The sequence below is a fragment of the Absiella sp. AM29-15 genome, from assembly GCF_003434225.1.
In the GTDB taxonomy this organism is placed as follows: Bacteria; Bacillota_I; Bacilli_A; order Erysipelotrichales; family Erysipelotrichaceae; genus Hoskinsella; species Hoskinsella hominis.
Genome location: NZ_QVFL01000004.1, coordinates 216354 through 234708, shown reverse-complemented (window position 1 = coordinate 234708; position 18355 = coordinate 216354). Strand labels below are relative to the sequence as shown.

The following is an 18355-nucleotide window of genomic DNA, read 5'->3' as shown; positions in this document are numbered from 1 at the left end:
TAAAGACAAAATCAATTTGGTTTCATTAAGACATTATCATATTCGAATCATAATATTTACTGTTTTTTGTTTAAAATCCATTGACAAATATATGTGCATTTCGTTATACTAAACAAGTAAAGGCGATGAAATAAAGTAGTACCTGCGAAAGTGTTTTAGAGAGCAGCTGGATGGTGGAAAGCTGTACATGGAAACGGGGAACTCGTTATGGAGCCGATAGCAATATCCGTTTTACTTCGCGTTAAGAAGAAATGAAGGGCATTTTTCTTTTGTGAAAGATGAACTAAGGTGGTACCGCGTTAATACAACGTCCTTAGATACAGGGACGTTTTTTTTATGAATGTAAAGGAGAGAATTAGTATGGCATTCAATCATGTTGAAATTGAAAAGAAATGGCAGAAGTTCTGGCTGGAAAACAAGACATTTGCTTGTGATACCCATGACTTCAGCAAACCTAAGTACTATGTACTGGATATGTTTCCATATCCAAGCGGCAATGGTCTGCATGTAGGACACCCGGAAGGATATACTGCTACAGATATCATTGCACGTATGAAACGTATGCAGGGCTTTAATGTATTACATCCAATGGGATGGGATGCATTTGGTCTGCCTGCAGAACAATTCGCAATTCAGACAGGAAATCATCCTGCCCAGTTCACAAAGAAAAATGTAGATCATTTCCGTGAACAGATCCAATCATTAGGTTTTTCTTATGACTGGGATCGTGAAATCTCTACTACAGATCCATCTTACTATAAATGGACACAGTGGATTTTTATTCAGTTATACAACAAAGGTTTGGCTTATGTAGATGAAATTCCTGTTAACTGGTGTCCAGAACTTGGAACTGTACTTGCCAATGAAGAAGTAATTGATGGTAAAAGTGAGCGTGGAGGATATCCGGTAATTCGTAAACCAATGCGTCAGTGGGTATTGAAAATCACAGAATATGCAGAACGTTTACTGGAAGATTTGGAATTATGTGACTGGCCACAATCCACAAAAGAAATGCAGATCAACTGGATTGGTAAATCACAGGGTGCCAACGTTATCTTTAAAATCAAAGATACCAACAAAGAATTCACAGTATTTACAACACGCTGTGATACATTGTTTGGGGCTACGTATTGTGTTATGGCACCAGAACATCCTTATGTAGATGAAATCTGTACACCTGAACAGAAACAGGCAATTGATGAATATAAGAAAACTTGTGCCAGCAAGTCTGATTTGGAACGTACAGAATTAAATAAAGAAAAGACGGGTGTATTTACAGGTGCTTATGCCATCAACCCGGTAAATGGAAAAGAAGTTCCAATCTGGATTTCTGATTATGTATTAGCATCTTATGGAACAGGTGCAATTATGGCAGTTCCTGCACATGATACACGTGACTATGAATTTGCTAAGAAATTTGGTATTGATATCATTCCAGTATTAGAGGGTGGCAATATCGAAGAAGAAGCATTCACAGAAGATGGTGTACATATCAATTCTGAATTCTTAAATGGTATGGGTAAACAAGAAGCAATCGATACCATGATCAAATGGCTGGAAGAACACAAATGTGGATGTGCAAAAACAACCTATAAATTAAGAGATTGGTTATTCTCACGTCAGCGTTACTGGGGAGAACCAATTCCTATCATTCATATGGAAGATGGTACAATGCGTACTGTCGATATCGATGAATTACCACTTGAATTACCTGAAACAAAAAACTTTAAGCCAAACGAACACGGAGAATCACCACTTGCACACTGTTTGGATTTCATCAATGTGGAAATTGATGGTGTCAAAGGAAAACGTGAAACCAACACTATGCCACAATGGGCTGGAAGCTGCTGGTATTATTTACGTTATATCGATCCTAAAAACAATGATGCAATCGCTGATCCAGAATTATTAAAACACTGGCTGCCAGTTGATTTATATGTAGGTGGTGCAGAGCATGCCGTACTTCACTTATTGTATGCTAGATTCTGGCATAAGGTATTATATGACTGTGGTGTAGTCCCTACAAAGGAACCATTCCAGAAGTTATTCCACCAAGGTATGATCTTGGGTGAAAACAATGAAAAAATGTCTAAATCAAGAGGTAATGTCGTAAATCCTGATGAAATCGTAGAAAGCCATGGCGCAGATGCACTACGTGTATATGAAATGTTTATGGGACCACTTGAAGCTGCACTTCCTTGGAGTACAACTGGCTTAGATGGCGCTAGAAGATGGCTAGATCGTGTATGGCGTTTATATACAGAATATGATAAATTCACAGATACTAATGATGGTAAATTAGATCGTGTATATCATGCGACAATTAAAAAGGTCACAAGAGATGTAGAAACATTAAATCTGAATACAGCAATTTCCCAGATGATGATCTTTATCAATGAATGCTATAAAGTGGACAGCATTTACAAAGAATATGCTATTGGCTTCTTAAAATGCTTTGCATGCTTCGCACCTCACTTAGGAGAAGAAATCTGGCAGAAGGTATTCCATAAAGATACAACGATTACGTATGAACCTTGGCCAACATATGATGAATCTAAACTGGTAGATGATGAAGTAGAAATCATCGTTCAGGTAAATGGCAAGCTGCGTGGTAAATTTAAAACCGCAAAAGACAGCAGTGAAGATGTCATCAAAGAAACTGCAATGCAGATGGAAACAGTAAAAGTACAGATTGAAGGTAAAACCATTAGAAAAATTATTGTCGTAAAAGGCAGAGTTGTTAATATCGTAGCAAATTAATATATAAGGTGTGGTGATTCATCACACCTTTTTCTAAAAGGATGAAGATATCATGGATGCAAAGAAAATCGGGACATTCATCAAAATGATGCGAGAAGAAAAAAAGATGACAATTGATGAATTTGCGAAAGCAGCTAATCTTGAATCAAAGGCAATCATAGAATATGAAGCAGGAGTAAAAAAATTAAACAGCAAAGAATTAACGAATATTTCCAAGGCATTACAAGTGCCGCTGATCAGTGTGATTTGGGGTGAAAAACCTAATTGGGAACAAAAACCGGCTATTCATAGAAAAGAAAAGTTGTAAAAAATCATGCCTGTAATATAAGATATTGGAAAAATACGGTGGTTTCATGCGGTTTCTGTTGCAAGCCCCTTGTTTTTTATGCTATACTAACTAAGGAAATTTGGAAGGTGATTAAAATGGGTAGACATTTTGAAGTACGTGCCGCTTCTATGGCAAAAACCGCAGCAGTAAAGGCAAAATTATATTCAAGATATGGTAAAGAAATTCTGATGGCAGCAAAAGCCGGTGTGCCTGATCCAGAAATGAATGCATCTTTGAAAAAAGTAATCGAACGTGCAAAAGCAAATCAGGTACCTGCAGATGTTATCAAAAGAGCAATTGATAAAGCAAAAGGTGGAACAACAGAAAACTATTCACCAGCTACATATGAAGGGTTCGGTTCTGGTGGAGCCGCAACTGTAATCATTGACTGTTTGACAGATAATGCAAACAGAACAATCGCTGATTTACGTGCTTGTTTCAATAAATCACACGCAAAATTAGGTGTTGCAGGATGTGTATCTTTCAACTATGAACACGTTGGTTTGTTATCTATCGCATACGAAGATGAAGAAGCGATGATGGATGCTTTGATTATGGCAGAAGTTGAATTAAAGGATATCGAAGTTGAAGATGGACAGATGAATATCACTGTGGAACCAACAGATTTGAATAAAGCAAAGGACGCAATTGAAGCATTGATTCCTGATGTAACATTTGACGTATTGGAAGATACTATGCTTCCTAATGAATATGTTACATTAGAAGGAGAAGATTTAAAATTGTTCCAGCGTTTGATCAACCTGTTGAATGAAGTAGATGATGTACAGCAGGTATATCACAACTGTGGAAATATTAACGATCCTGCAGAATAATGAAATGAAACGGGCAGAAATGCTCGTTTTCCTATATCACAAGGAAAAAGGATGTGAGCATAATGGGAAATAATCAAATGCTGGTTTTTCAGGCAATCACAAAGTATCATCATGCGACGATGGTTGAGCTGGTGAGGGAAAGCAATCTTTCATCTCCTGTTGTTAAACAGATCTTAGAAGAAATGGAATCACGGGGATATGTTGAAAAACAGATGTTGAATACATCTTCCAAAGGTAGAAATGCCAATGTATATAGTTTAAATCATAAGAAATTTATGATTTTGGGATTATTTATTGATGAGCGAACAGTGGATATATCCATACGAGATGCTTTATCACATACGCATTATGAAAACCATCTCTATCTGAAAGAAACAAAAGAACTGGAAGATTTTATTGTGACACTGGTAGAACGTTTTGCGGTGACATGTGTCAGTGTTGCGGCTGCCGGTATCGTGGATGGTCTGTATTTTTATCGTAATCAAAAAGGAACGCTCGGTCAATTTGGCATATGCGAACAACTAAGCAAACGTTTGTCAATTCCTGTCATAATTCAAAATGATGTAAAAACGATGATGATGGGATATGTTGCCAATCATACGATAAAAGATCTAGCATATGTATATTTTAGTACGACAGGTGTAGGAAGCAGTTATTGTTTTCATAAACAGATGATACAGGGGGTTCATCATTACAGTGGAGAACTAGGAATGATTCCATTTTATGGAAAAAGTATCAATGAAATCATTCAATCTGGTGTAGATGATCAGGTAATGAAAAATATTATCACACAGATCATCACCATTGTATCGGTAACCATTGATCCACAATGTATCGTTATTGCAGGTAAAAATATTCCTTTTCATTTAGAAAAAGAAATCAAAGAAAGTTGTAAAACATATTTAGGGGATCGATATGATCTGCACTTAGAATTTCGCAATGTTCCATTACTTGATGTAATGGAGGGGGTTCATTATCTAGGAATCCAGCGATTGTTTGAAGAATATGTAAAACAAGGTGAAAAAGCGTAATTTTCAGTTGACAAAGCGATACGAAATGAGTAAACTAAAAGTACATCCGATGAAAAAGAGCATGTGCATGGATGTTTAGATAGAGAAGAAAACCTTGGCTGGAAGTTTTCACTAGACGATTGCATGATGGACACTTTGGAGGAGTTATCAGGAAATGGATAACCGTAGTTCTTGCGTTAAAGATAAAAGTGCATTCGTTATGAATGAAGTTAGGTGGTACCGCGTGAACAACGTCCTTTCATGTAAAGGACGTTTTTTTTAGGATGAACGTGGTGATAACATATGATAAAAAGGAGGAAATCAGTATGAACTATCAGGTCCCAAGAGGAACACAGGATGTATTGCCAAAGGATATTAGTAAATGGCACCAGATTGAAGAAATGATCCGTCAGTTTTGTTATGTATACAACTTTGAAGAAATCCGTACACCAATTTTTGAGCACACCAACGTATTCAAAAGAGGAAATGACTCCAGTGATATGGTCAATAAAGAAATGTATACTTTTACATTGGAAAACAGCTCCACATCATTGACACTTCGCCCAGAAGGAACAGCTGGTGTTGTCAGAAGTTTCGTGGAAAATAAAATGTTTGGATATCCAGATTTACCAATGAAGATGTATTATGTCGGTCCACAATGCCGTCATGAACGTCCACAGAAAGGTAGAATGAGAATCTTCAACCAGTTTGGTGTGGAAGTCGTTGGCGCAAAAAGTCCAATGCTAGATGTAGAAGCCATCGCTTTAGGGTATTCATTTTTATCTGCTGTTGGTTTACAGGATATGAAGGTATTAATTAATACTTTGGGTGATGATGCATCACGTGATGCTTATCGTACAGCATTAAAAGAACACTTTAAAGACGGTATCAAAGATATGTGTGGAGATTGTCAACGTCGTTATGAACAAAATCCTTTACGTATCTTAGATTGTAAAGTCGATCATGATTCTGAATTAATGAAAACAGCGCCTAAGATGAGTGATTATCTTACAGAAGAGAGTAAAGCTTATTTTCAGGCAGTATTAGATGGCTTGGATGCACTGGGTATCCCATATGAAATTGAGGATACATTAGTACGTGGATTAGATTATTATACACACACCGTATTTGAAATCGTAAGTGAAAATAAAGAAATGGGTGCACAGTCTACTGTACTTGCTGGTGGCCGTTATGATGGACTAGTTGAATATTTTGGTGGTCCTGAAAAGATGAGTGGTATTGGATGGGCACTGGGTATTGAACGTTTGATTATCGCATGTGAAGCAGAAGGTATCGCATTAGGTGAAGATGAAGGCTTAGATGCTTATGTATTATGTTTATCACCAAAGGTACAAATTGAAGCTTTACAGATTGTTACAGAGTTAAGAGCTGCCGGTTATCGCAGTGAATGTGAATTCTTAAATCGTTCATTTAAAGCACAGTTTAAAACTGTAGAGCGCAAGAAAGCTAAGACTGCGATCATCGTTGGTGAAAAGGATATTGAACAGGGTACTGTCAATATCAAAAATATCGCTACACAAACACAACAGACAGTTGCATTAGATGGTGTTGTGGATGCAATGGATGCATTGTTTGGTGAAGAAGAACATGAACATGTTTGTACATGTGAAGATGGAAACTGTACATGTGGACAGCATAAAGAATAGGAGAATAAGCATGAAAAGAACACATACAAATGGAGAATTGAGATTATCCAATGTGAATGAACAGGTGACACTTGTTGGATGGGTCGCAAAACGCAGAAATTTTGGCGCACTTGTTTTCATTGATTTACGTGATCGTTCTGGTATCACACAGCTGGTATTCAATGAAGAACTGGCAAAACAGATCAGTGACGTGCGTAATGAATACATATTACAGGTAAGCGGCATTGTTGTGGAACGTAAAGATAAGAACCCAAAACTTGCGACAGGGGATATCGAAATTCAGGTAGAAGAAGTCACCATCGTAAATAAAGCAGAAACTACGCCAATCATTGTTGCGGATGAAACAGATGCATTGGAAGATACACGTTTGAAATATCGTTATCTTGATTTAAGAAGAAGTCCGATACAAAAGAATCTGATGCTTCGCCATCAGGTCACAATGATCACAAGAAACTTCTTGTCAGATCATGGATTCTTGGAAATTGAAACACCAATCCTATGTAAGTCTACACCAGAAGGTGCTCGTGACTATTTGGTTCCAAGTCGTGTAAGTCCTGGAGAATTTTATGCACTTCCACAATCACCACAGATTTATAAACAATTATTGATGGTGGGTGGATTAGAAAAATATTTCCAGATCGCAAGATGTTTCCGTGATGAAGATTTACGTGCAGACCGTCAGCCTGAGTTTACACAGATCGATATTGAAATGAGCTTTATCGAAGAAGAAGATATCTGGAATATTACAGAGGAACTGATGCGTAAGATATTTAAAGAAATCAAGCATGTGGATCTTCCTGAATTTGTACGTATTCCATATGATGAATGTATGGAACGCTTTGGAAGCGATAAACCTGATATGCGTTTCGGTATGGAATTGTGCAATGTAAATGATATTTTTGCGAATACAACCTTTAAGATTTTCGCAGACGTATTAGAAAATAAAGGCGTTATTCAGGCAATGGTTGTGAAAGGCGGCGCAGATAAATTCTCACGTAAAGATTTAGACAAGCTGCAGGAATTTGTAAAAGTATATGGCGCAAAAGCGCTGGCGTATTTAAAACTTGCGAATGGGGAATTTAGTGGCTCTGTCGCAAAAGTTGTAAGTGATGAAGAAAAAGCTGCACTAAAAGCACAGCTTGGTTTAGAGGATAATGATTTATTGTTCATGGTTGCGGCTAAGAAAAAAGTTGCCCAAACATCACTTGGTGCCTTAAGAAACAAGCTTGGTCATGATTTAAATCTGATTGATGAATCAAAATTCGCCTTCCTTTGGGTCACAAACTTCCCAATGTTTGAATATGTAGAAGAAGAGGATCGATATGTTGCGGCACATCATCCATTCACTTGTCCAAATTTAGAAGATGTAGATAAATTGATGAGTGATCCAGCAAATTGCTATTCTCGTGCATATGACCTTGTATTAAATGGCTATGAACTGTTAAGTGGCTCTATCCGTATTCATGATCAGGAACTTCAAAAGAAAGTCTTTGAAGCAATCGGCATGTCTTTAGAAGAAGCTTATAATAAATTTGGATTCTTCATTGATGCATTTAAATACGGTACACCTCCACATGGTGGTGTAGGTATTGGATTAGAGCGTTTGGTCATGATTCTGGCAGGAACTGACAATATCCGTGATGTTGTCGCATTCCCTAAAACAGCTAGTGCATCTGATTTAATGAGTGAAGCACCAAGTCCGGTATATGATGAACAATTGAAAGAATTGCATATTGGTATTACACATCCTGTAAAAGAACACTAATACATATATAAAAAATCGGTTGAAAAATCGATTTTTTTATTTTTAAAATGGAGTTTATTGAAAAATGGTTAAAGATTATCTTTTAATTTCCAAAATGATTACACGACATACATATATAATCTATTTTTTTATTATATTTCAAAAAAATGAAAACGTTTGCTTTTTTATTAAAACTGATATATTATTAATTATATGGTAAGCAAAATCATATTAGATTAATATTTTAAGGATTCCACAATGTAAGAAAGGAGATTTCTATGATTTCATTAAACAACATAACAAAACAATTTGGAAAGCATGTCGTTTTACAAGATTTAAGCCTTGAGTTTGAGGCAAACAATATGTATGCCATCACTGGTGTAAGCGGCTGTGGCAAGAGCACCTTATTAAATATCATTGGAAAATTGGATAAACCAACACAAGGTGAAGTTTTATATCATCAAAAGCCAATTAAGAACGTAAGAAATTATTTACGAAGTGAAATTGGTTATTTGTTTCAAAATTATGCGTTGATCGAAGAACAAAATGTAGAAAAAAATTTAAAAATCGCTTTGGCTTATCAAAAAAATAAAGAAAAATCTATATCTCAGGTACTCGAAACTGTTGGACTGAGTGGCTATGAAAAGCAAATGATTTATGAATTAAGTGGTGGAGAACAACAACGAGTAGCATTGGCAAGAATTTTGTTAAAGCCATGTAATGTGGTATTAGCAGATGAACCGACCGGAAATTTAGATGAAAAAAATCGTAATGAAGTTATCGAAATATTAAAAGGAATGAAAAAAGAAGGAAAATGTGTGATTATTGCGACTCATGATCCATTTGTGGCAAATGCATGTGATCATATCATCACATTGGAAAAACATAAATGAAAAAAGTGCTGATTCTTGTATGGCTGTTCATATCTGCAATCATGGGGTATATGTCTATACAAACAGTTTCTAAAATAGATCAACAAAGAAGTTTTTCCTTCCTTTATACGAACGATAATGTGTGGCGATACAATATCGCTAATGATACAAATAAAGATATCACTAATCAATTACAACAATTCGCCAAAGAAGAACACTTAAATATGTTTTTTACAAAAACGAAAAAAATATTTTATCCTAATATGCCAGTGCAAGAAGAATTTGAAGTCATTGTGGGTAATCCTCAACAGATGAATGAAATTTGTTCTGATTGGGAGAATGATCATCAATGTCAAATTGAATTTAGTGATAAAAAAAATCAAGTAACAATTAAAAATTATGAAAATATTGATCCTACAATATTTTACATAAGTGGAAACATACAAGAACTAACTGATATACAAACAAAGTTATCTAAATTATTTCCAGATATGAAAGTAACAACTGAAGAAATGCCGGGATATGAGATTCACAATAGTCCAGTTGTATCCATGATTAGCACAGTATTTCTGGAAGATACAAAACCCTATCTGGTTGCCATTATTGTTTTACTAGTTATCACATTATTATATTTTGTCGGTCAGAGCAAAACGTTTGCTGTAAAAAATCTTCATGGATATGCATTTATACGGACATATTTAGATGAGATGAAAGAAATTATAAAAATAGGTTGTATTTGTACTGTCATCATATTCGGTATAAAAATCATCTATCTATTTATAATGAAAACAGCATTTAAAAACATTTTGTTTTACCTATGGATAAATTTACTTTCTGTTTTGTTTTTGTTTATTCTATATTTGCTGCTCAGCTTCCCAAGCTTATATTTGTGCACAAGACAAAAAATTGTTAATTTATTAAAGGGAAAGTTAAATTTAAGACCAGCCAAAATAACCATTTCGGTTTTAAAAGTAATCTTGGTCTCTTTATGTATTGTGAGTAGTTGTGAATATATGTTCAGTATTGAAAGGGCATATCATAATATTCAGCATAAAGAAGTGTATGAAAAATTATGTACAGGTTTTTCTGTGATTCAGTTAGATGAGAACTGGAACTATGAATTTGATGATAATAATTATTTCACAAACACAATAGATGCACTGAGTAAGAAATATGAACTAATTTATTGGAGAGAAAGGATTAGTGTCGCAACAAATGTAGAAATCGACTTATATGATGAAATTGGTCGTACAACGAATTATGAGTATATCAACCGTCTTAAATTGATAGATGTAGATGGAAATGTCGTACATATTGAACCTCAAAGCGGAAAACATCTACTTATGAGTGAAAAATATAAAGATCAGCAAAAAGAAATTGAAAAAGTATATCCAATATTATCGACTTATGTGACATATTTAAAAGAAGATCAACCAATATTCTTGTTTGATGTACAAGATAAGAAATATGCGACAGGAAAAGGAGAGGATTACGTCTTATTTACAGATACACAATTACTGACATCTTCCATGAGTCATTCATATATATATTTTAAAGCAACACCAGAGGAGTTGAAAGCAACACTTCAGGAAGCTGGTATAAAAAATCATCTTTTATATGATGATTTAGCTGTTTTAAGCAATCATGAATATGATCGTTGGATGAAACGAGCAGAAAATGATATTTTCAATTTTCTAGTCTATTTTACAATGATTATAGTCATTCTTAGTATGGACATAAGTTTCTATAAGAAAAGTAACTGGAAACAAATCATGGTAAGACAGTTATTAGGATATAGTGAACAAAGGATTCATCGTAAAAAGATATTGAAAGAAATTGGCTTTATACTCATAGAATGTATACTATCCTATTTTATCATGTTTGTATATGGACATAACGGATATTATACAGATTACTTTATTTTCATGATGATTACAATTACAGTTTTAGATTTTATAATGTTTAGTGTATCCATGTATTTGATGAACCGAAATACGCTTCAGGAAAATCTGAAAAAATAAAGACCAAATGGAGAATAATAATAGGAAATCATAAACGAAAAGAGATTTCTAAAATGATGAGTATCATTAATCATTTTAAAAATCTTTTTTCATCTGTAATTAGGAAAATTGTACTTTATACTATTGTGCTTTTTTCATACACTCTTCAGGTAATTTATCATCACGAAAACCTTTAAATACCGGTTGACGAAGGCCACCTTGTTTTGTATATTCCATAAACTTAACAGTACCAACTAGAAATGGCTTGATCCATATCGCATTTTCATTTCCTTCAGGATAAATATCAAATGGACAGTCTTCACTTTTCTTACTGTGCGTTTGTAGATAGGAAAGGGAAACACCCATACTGACATGCCCCATATAGGTAAGATGTTGATGATCATATTGTGCCATTACCAGTGAAACAACACCTTTTTCTTTTAAAATATATCCTGTAATCACAAAGTCATCATCTAAAAGATTTTTACATTTAATCCATTCTTTTGTACGTTTATCCATATGATATTTGCTTTCCTTGCGTTTGGCAACGATGCCTTCTAATCCATGTTGTTTCGCCAAATCAAACAAACGGATGCCATCTTTTTCAATATAGCGGCTGATATTGATTCTTTCATTTTCTTTGATGATTTTTGATAAATGCTGCTTTCTTTTCATCAAAGGTAGATCCACAAGAAATTGATCTTTATCATATAAGATATCAAATGCTGTAAAGGTAGCTGGATATTTGGAAGCATGTAGCCTGATTTTGAAAGGATCACTTGTTAGAGTACGTTTCTGTACTTCAAAGAAATCGTTGATGCCATCTTTGAAAATATATAACTCACCATCCAGAATACAACGGTGTTTAACCTGTTTGCCAATATCTTTTAACTCTGGAAACTTTCGATTCAATAATAATCCACGTTTATTTTGCAAGACAGCTTTATGCTCATCTACATAAACCAGACAGCGAACACCATCCATCTTCCATTCATAGATATAATCTTCATCATCAAATGCCGGCTGTTCAACACCAATCAACATAGGGCGGATATCCCGTTTATCAAAGTCCATCAGTGAGTAACCCGCCGTCTTCTGCCTTTGGCTTTTGACTTACTTTGCGCAATAGACTGTTGTAAAGCTTCCATTAAATCCATTGGTGTAATGTTATCTTTACGTGCATCACTGCCATGGACAACATCATCTCCATGAATTTTAGCTTCAATGGCTTCTTTTAAACGTTCCTGAAACTCATCATGATATAACTCTGGCTCAAATGGTTTCTTCATACTTTCAATCAATTGTTTTGCCATATCTTTTTCAGCTTTTTCGATTTTTGGATGTGTAAGAGTTTTAGGCATATCCACAATTTCATCATCATAAAATAATGTTTTCACTAAGATGCCTTCCTCTTCTGGACATAATGCCAATAGTGTTTCCTTTGTGCCAATCACGGTTTTCGCAATAGCGACAACACCTAGATCCTTCATTGCGGCATATAATAACTCATATGCTTTTTCCGCATGTTTTTCAGGTATCGCATAATAGTTTTTTTCATAGAAAATATCGCGTATCCCTTCCAGCTCACTGAACTGAAGGATATGAATGGTACGATCTTTTTCTGCCTTTAATTCTTCAATTTCATCATTTGTCATAATGACATATTTATCCTTTTCATACTGATATCCTTTCACGATATCATCACTTTTTAATTCTTTCTGACAATTAGGACAATATTTCTTATATTTGACACGTTCTTTCGTATCCTTGCATAACTGATTAAAAGAAATATCATTATCCTGTGTTGTTCGATACATTTGGATAGGAATATGTACAAGTCCAAATGAAATAGCACCTTTATGTGCGACTGCCATGTTATCACCTCTATATTATTCTGTAAGGTTTTTGCCAAATCATTCTATGAAGATAGGAAACAATCAGCAAGTGAGGAAACAGCACGATTTAGAACAAGAAAAAAAATAATGTCAAGGGGTATATTTTTTTAGAAACCATGATATACTATATTTGTCCAAGAGGTATAAATTTTTCCTACACTTAGAGATAAGGGAGCCCGGACGTCGCATTTTTGTGTTGAAGACCTGCTACGTGCAGGGATCCTGAAAATTTGCGCAGGACACCCACCTGTATATACAGGGAAAGATCTCTCCTCTTGGACTTAAAAAAGCAGATGAAGAATGTTTCATCTGCTTTTTTTATGCTTTATTGATATGATGGGAAATATAATATATTAAAGGGGGGATACTAAATAGATTTGTAATAAAAAATTATATTTTCATAAAATATTGTTTCGTTTATTTTTACTTTTTATTTCCGTACGGTAATGTTATAATGAATCCATATCATACAAACATTCAGGAGGATTTTTATGGACGCAAAAGAACGTTTTATCAACATATATAAAGAGATGATTCATCGTGAAGGCAGCGATAAATTGTTAGATTATTTATTAAGTGAACACTGTGATTTTTTCACTGCTCCCGCTTCTACTAGATTTCATGGCGCATATCCACAAGGACTTCTGGAGCATAGTTTAAACGTTTATGACTGTCTTTGTGATTATTTATCAAGAGAGCGGGCAAAGCTGGTTTATCATATGAATTATTCAGATGAAACAATCGCAATCGTGGCCCTGTTACATGATATCTGTAAGGTCAACTGTTATAAGGAAAGTACACGGAATGTGAAGGTGAACGGTACATGGACACAGGTACCATATTATGAATTTGATGATCAACTGCCATATGGGCATGGAGAAAAAAGTGTATACATCATCACAGGCTTTATGCGTTTAAGCAGGGAAGAAGCATTCGCAATTCGCTATCATATGGGATTTAGCGGGAATGATGAAGTAAGAAATGTTGGACAAAGCTTTGAACAGTTTCCACTATCTTTTGCATTAAGCTGTGCGGATATGGAGGCAACTTATTATATTGAAGGAAAGTAAAAACGATGTGATTTTTTCATTACACATCGTTTTCTTTCATCATTTTTTCAAAAGGATCTTCCTCGTCATCCTGCAGCTTATGCCATAGATCTACTTGCTTTTCATTGCTTAACATATGTACGAAATTGCCTTTTGCCATTGGATATTTTTCATAAAGCTCTTTCAACATGTCTTTCATTTCCTGTCGTTCTGTATAACCATCATTTGGACAGGTGCTTTTCACAAAAGGGATTTCATTATTGTATTGTGCATTTAAAATATCTTCTTCAAAGCAGTAAATCAAAGGACGTATAAACATCACATCGGTACGTGACATATACATCTTTGGTAAGAATGTCGCAATCTTGCCACCATGGATCATATTCATAAATAAAGTTTCTACAGCATCATTGCTGTGATGACCAAATGCGATTTTATTACAGTTGAGCTTTTTGGCTTCTTCAATGACAGAAGCCTTTTTGAATTTTGAACACAGACTGCATTTTAAGTCGCCATTTTTATCTAGATTACGTTGTAAGATTTTATATATCATAGAATCAAAGCTGTGAAATTCTATGCCTTCACGTTCACAGAAAGCTTCTACTTCTGAAAAATCCATATTGGGAAAACCAATTTTGATATGAATACCAACAACATGAAAGTTTTTTCCCTGAAATTTTGAATACATATGTAGCGCCGCAAGCAGTACCATACTGTCTTTTCCACCGCTTACCCCAACCGCAATACGATCGCCATCCTGAATCATACGATAATCCTGATCCGCTTTCCTGATATTGCGTAATATCTCCTGTAATTTCATATTTTTACACATCCTTACATAACGTACAACATTATAGCATGCTTTTGTTTAAATCTGGAATGTAAATTTTTAAGATGACATAGAAATTCCATGCTTTTTTTCTATCATAACAAAATACGAATAGATAGCTATTTCATTTCGTTTGTTGTATAATAAAGAACGGTGATAACATGGATGGAATTTTAGTAATTCATAAAGAAGCGGGTATGACAAGTCATGATGTTGTAGCCCAGCTAAGAAGAATTTTACATATAAAAAAAATCGGACATAGTGGAACCTTGGATCCACAGGCAACCGGTGTTTTATTGGTACTGGTAGGCAAGGCATGTAAAGCATTGCCTTATTTAGAGGATACAGATAAAGAATATATCGCAACCATGCGTTTGGGAGAAAAATATGATACTGATGATATCTGGGGAGCGTTACAGGAAACAAGAGAAGTAATGCCAATCCAGAATTTTGATTCTGTATTACAAACGTTTCAAGGGAATATCAAACAATATCCGCCAATGGTCAGCAGTGTTCGGGTCAATGGCAGAAAACTATATGAATATGCAAGAAATCATGAAACGGTGGAACGTCCTTTAAGAGATGTCACGATTTATGATATTGAAGCATTAGATGACCAAAAACTAGAGTTTCGTGTTGCTTGCAGTTCTGGTACATATATTCGCTCTTTATGTGTGGATATCGCAGAGAAAACAGGCAATCTTGGCTGTATGTCATCTTTGGTGCGCACAAAAGTAGGCAGATTTTCTTTAAACGATGCTTGTACATTAGATGATGTAAGAAATGGAAATTTTAAATTACATACCTTAATGGATATGTTTGCGGGATATACACAAATCGCATATGAACCCATTCAGGATGTTTTTAATGGGAAGAAAATTAAACTGCAATGTGATGCTGATGAAGTCATGATTACGCATGATCAGGAAATTGTTGCTGTTTATCAAAGAGTGGAAAACGATGTATATCGTTGTGCACGTGGATTATGGTAGGTGAAAGAATGAAGATATATCATATAGGAATCGATCATGGAGATGAGATAAAAACACCAATTACAGCATGTATCGGATATTTTGACGGTTTGCATTTGGGACATCAAAAACTGGTAGAATGTGTTGTGGAAACGGCTAAAAATACAAATACGGAGCCTTCTTTGATTACATTTGAACCAGACCCATGGAAGGTTATTAAACATATGGAACATATCCCACATATAACACCAATGAAAAAACGTATGCAGATTGGAGAAACGCTGGGAATCAAAAACTGGATCATCTTGGATTTCACAAAAAGCATGGCAAATTTAAGTGTAGAAGGATTTCATCAGGAAGTACTTGGAAAATTAAATCTACATACACTTGTATGCGGCTATGATTTCCATTATGCCGGCATGGGCAAAGGAAGTGTAGATACGCTGAAAAGTCAAAGAGAATTTGAGGTAAAAGTTGTTGAAGAAGTTGACAGTGAACATCAAAAAATATCCAGTACTCGTATAGAAAAACTGTTAGAAGATGGAAGAATGGAGAAAGCAGCTGCCATTATGGGGCGAGCTTATGAAATCGAAGGACATGTAAAAGAAGGAAACCATATTGGCAGAACTGTAGGCTTTCCTACAGCTAATCTATTAATGGATGATCATTATATAACACCAAAACAAGGTGTTTATGTCGGTGAAGTTTTATGTAAAGGAATATGGTATCCTGCGATTATGAATGTAGGGCATAACCCAAGCTTTAATTATCAAAAGGATACATCTATGGAAGCGCATCTATTAGATTTTCAGGATGACATCTATGGAGAAGCAGTTGTTTTTCGCTTTCTGTCGTTTTTAAGAGAAGAATGTCGTTTTCCTGGGAAAGACGCATTCATGGCACAGTTAAAGAAAGATGAACAGACTGCCCGTACATATTTCCAAAAGAGAAAGGAAGGATCAGCATGCGTTTAAAGGTATTTGATACCATTGATTCTACGTTGGATTTATTAGAGAAAAACCATTCCTTTTATCGTGAAGTAGAAGATGAATTACATGAATATATTGAATTTTTGATGCGTGGAAAACGAGAGATGGTTGTGGATATCAATTCCCGTATAAAATCAAAAGACAGTTTACGTGAAAAAATCATACGTAATCGTTTCTACGTAGAAAACAACAGTGCTCAGGAGATATTAGACAGCTTGAGTGATCTGGTTGGATTTATTATCGAATGTCGTTTTATCGAGGATGAATTTAATGTATTAAAAGTGTTACGGGATAAGCTGAATCGTTTCCATGAAGAAGATGGTTATTACTATAATGAAGTAAATCCAAATTTCTTTTTAGATGTTGCGTCCCGTCAGCCGCAGATTCAAAAAAATGGTTTTGCGATTTATCGTATTGACGGCTATTATTTAAAAGATGGCATGCGTGTGAATGTAGAACTGCAAATTAAGGCACTGGTACATTCCTTCTGGGGTGAGATTGAACATAAACTGGTATATAAGAATACCAACTACTATGTATATGATGATTTCATGAAAGATCTACTGGCAAGTATCAAGGCGAATTTAACCATTACAGATCGTCAGTTGAATATCATTTATAATCAGATGCAGGAATCCAGTGTGAGTGATACAAGCATTACAGAAGGCACATTTGAAAAACAGATATCCAAAGCAATCAATGACTTATTCGCAAGAAAAATGAATGAATCCATTGGTTTTACCATGAATATCAAAAATACTTCTACCATACTGGGCCATTATATCTTTTTAAAGGATATCCGCTATGATGGAGGTAGTAATGATCGTGTAACCTCTTTATTCAAGACGTTTAAAAAGCTGAACAGTATTGATCTGGATTTTGAAAATGAAATAGAAATTGAGGAAGAATTCTTGTCACAGGATATTTTTATTCATATCCTGGGCAACTATTTGTTGAGTATTATCAATACTGATTATGATTGGTATGTATTCTTCAATATGCTGTTTGCGATAGAGCCTGGAAACAATATGGAAGATTTCTGTATGTTTTTAAATGTAATTAAAAATTATCTTGTGGATAATTATTGGTTAAATACAAGCTTTGTGAAACTGCCTATGGATCAAAGTGATCTGTTGCATGAAGAGTGTAGTAAAATCTTAGCAGAATCTTTATGTGAGATTGGTACGATTCATATTATCTATGATGATAAAATGGTCGCTATCAATCATGCTTTTGTGACATTCATTGAAGAACTAGAAGGCCGTGTTATTTCTTATTCAGATTTTATGGAATATCGCAATGCCTATTATGATGAATGGATGAAACGTGTATATCAGATTTTTCAGTCTTAAGAGTGGAGATTTTCCACTCTTTTTTTGTCATAATCCTTCTAATGAAAACATAGGAT

The 18355-nt window shown here is 34.9% G+C and carries 15 protein-coding genes and 1 other annotated feature; of the genes, 12 read left to right on the top strand and 3 right to left on the bottom strand.

The window, feature by feature from the left end; genetic code table 11:
* Nucleotides 1-116: 116 nt before the first annotated feature.
* Nucleotides 117-318, top strand: a binding site (T-box leader).
* 42 nt (nucleotides 319-360) lie between these two features.
* From leuS to DW761_RS06265, 8 genes are all read left to right on the top strand, one after another.
* The gene (leuS, locus tag DW761_RS06300) at nucleotides 361-2760 is read left to right on the top strand and encodes a leucine--tRNA ligase (RefSeq protein ID WP_117516890.1); all 2400 of its coding nucleotides are present in this window, start codon (nucleotides 361-363) and stop codon (nucleotides 2758-2760) included.
* Nucleotides 2761-2812: 52 nt separating this feature from the next.
* Nucleotides 2813-3067 (top strand): helix-turn-helix domain-containing protein, encoded by a 255-nt coding sequence (locus DW761_RS06295; protein ID WP_117516888.1) that lies wholly within the window; start codon nucleotides 2813-2815, stop codon nucleotides 3065-3067.
* Nucleotides 3068-3183: 116 nt separating this feature from the next.
* A complete protein-coding gene (locus tag DW761_RS06290; RefSeq protein WP_117453669.1) occupies nucleotides 3184-3921 on the top strand; it encodes a YebC/PmpR family DNA-binding transcriptional regulator in 738 nt (245 codons plus the stop codon).
* A 62-nt stretch (nucleotides 3922-3983) separates the two neighbouring features.
* Nucleotides 3984-4952, top strand: coding sequence for an ROK family transcriptional regulator (locus DW761_RS06285; protein WP_117516886.1), 969 nt, complete (start codon nucleotides 3984-3986; stop codon nucleotides 4950-4952).
* Nucleotides 4953-5257: 305 nt separating this feature from the next.
* Entirely contained in the window at nucleotides 5258-6598 is a 1341-nt protein-coding gene (gene hisS, locus DW761_RS06280) for a histidine--tRNA ligase (protein ID WP_117516884.1), read from the top strand.
* Nucleotides 6599-6608: 10 nt separating this feature from the next.
* The gene (gene aspS / locus DW761_RS06275; protein ID WP_117516882.1) at nucleotides 6609-8363 is read left to right on the top strand and encodes an aspartate--tRNA ligase; all 1755 of its coding nucleotides are present in this window, start codon (nucleotides 6609-6611) and stop codon (nucleotides 8361-8363) included.
* Between the two features lie 257 nt (nucleotides 8364-8620).
* Nucleotides 8621-9235, top strand: coding sequence for a putative bacteriocin export ABC transporter (locus DW761_RS06270; protein WP_117516880.1), 615 nt, complete (start codon nucleotides 8621-8623; stop codon nucleotides 9233-9235).
* Complete coding sequence (locus DW761_RS06265; protein ID WP_117516878.1) at nucleotides 9232-11235, top strand: hypothetical protein; 2004 nt, start codon at nucleotides 9232-9234, stop codon at nucleotides 11233-11235. Before DW761_RS06270 ends, DW761_RS06265 begins: the two co-directional genes overlap by 4 nt.
* Before the next feature lie 120 nt (nucleotides 11236-11355).
* Here DW761_RS06265 and DW761_RS06260 read toward each other — a convergent pair whose 3' ends face one another.
* Together DW761_RS06260 and DW761_RS06255 are read right to left on the bottom strand one after the other, a co-directional pair.
* Nucleotides 11356-12288, bottom strand: a complete 933-nt coding sequence (locus DW761_RS06260; protein WP_117516876.1) for an RNA ligase family protein — start codon at nucleotides 12286-12288, stop codon at nucleotides 11356-11358.
* Nucleotides 12288-13088 carry a Ku protein gene (locus DW761_RS06255; RefSeq protein ID WP_117516874.1) on the bottom strand — a complete coding sequence of 267 codons (801 nt, stop codon included), beginning with the start codon at nucleotides 13086-13088 and terminating at the stop codon, nucleotides 12288-12290. The genes DW761_RS06260 and DW761_RS06255 overlap by 1 nt, the downstream gene beginning before the upstream one ends.
* A 512-nt stretch (nucleotides 13089-13600) precedes the next feature.
* On the opposite strand from DW761_RS06255, the gene DW761_RS06250 reads away from it, so the two are divergent.
* The gene (locus DW761_RS06250) at nucleotides 13601-14179 is read left to right on the top strand and encodes a hydrolase (RefSeq protein ID WP_117516872.1); all 579 of its coding nucleotides are present in this window, start codon (nucleotides 13601-13603) and stop codon (nucleotides 14177-14179) included.
* A 19-nt stretch (nucleotides 14180-14198) separates the two neighbouring features.
* Here DW761_RS06250 and DW761_RS06245 read toward each other — a convergent pair whose 3' ends face one another.
* Nucleotides 14199-14978, bottom strand: a complete 780-nt coding sequence (locus DW761_RS06245) for an ATP-binding protein (protein WP_117516870.1) — start codon at nucleotides 14976-14978, stop codon at nucleotides 14199-14201.
* A 170-nt stretch (nucleotides 14979-15148) separates the two neighbouring features.
* Here DW761_RS06245 and truB point away from each other — a divergent pair, with 170 nt between their 5' ends.
* The 3 genes from truB to DW761_RS06230 are packed head-to-tail and all read left to right on the top strand — an operon-like array spanning nucleotide 15149 to nucleotide 18299.
* Nucleotides 15149-15979 (top strand): tRNA pseudouridine(55) synthase TruB, encoded by an 831-nt coding sequence (gene truB, locus DW761_RS06240; RefSeq protein ID WP_117516868.1) that lies wholly within the window; start codon nucleotides 15149-15151, stop codon nucleotides 15977-15979.
* 8 nt (nucleotides 15980-15987) lie between these two features.
* Entirely contained in the window at nucleotides 15988-16932 is a 945-nt protein-coding gene (gene ribF / locus DW761_RS06235; protein WP_117516866.1) for a riboflavin biosynthesis protein RibF, read from the top strand.
* Entirely contained in the window at nucleotides 16923-18299 is a 1377-nt protein-coding gene (locus DW761_RS06230; RefSeq protein WP_117453658.1) for a RelA/spoT family protein, read from the top strand. The genes ribF and DW761_RS06230 overlap by 10 nt, the downstream gene beginning before the upstream one ends.
* Nucleotides 18300-18355 lie beyond the last annotated feature (56 nt).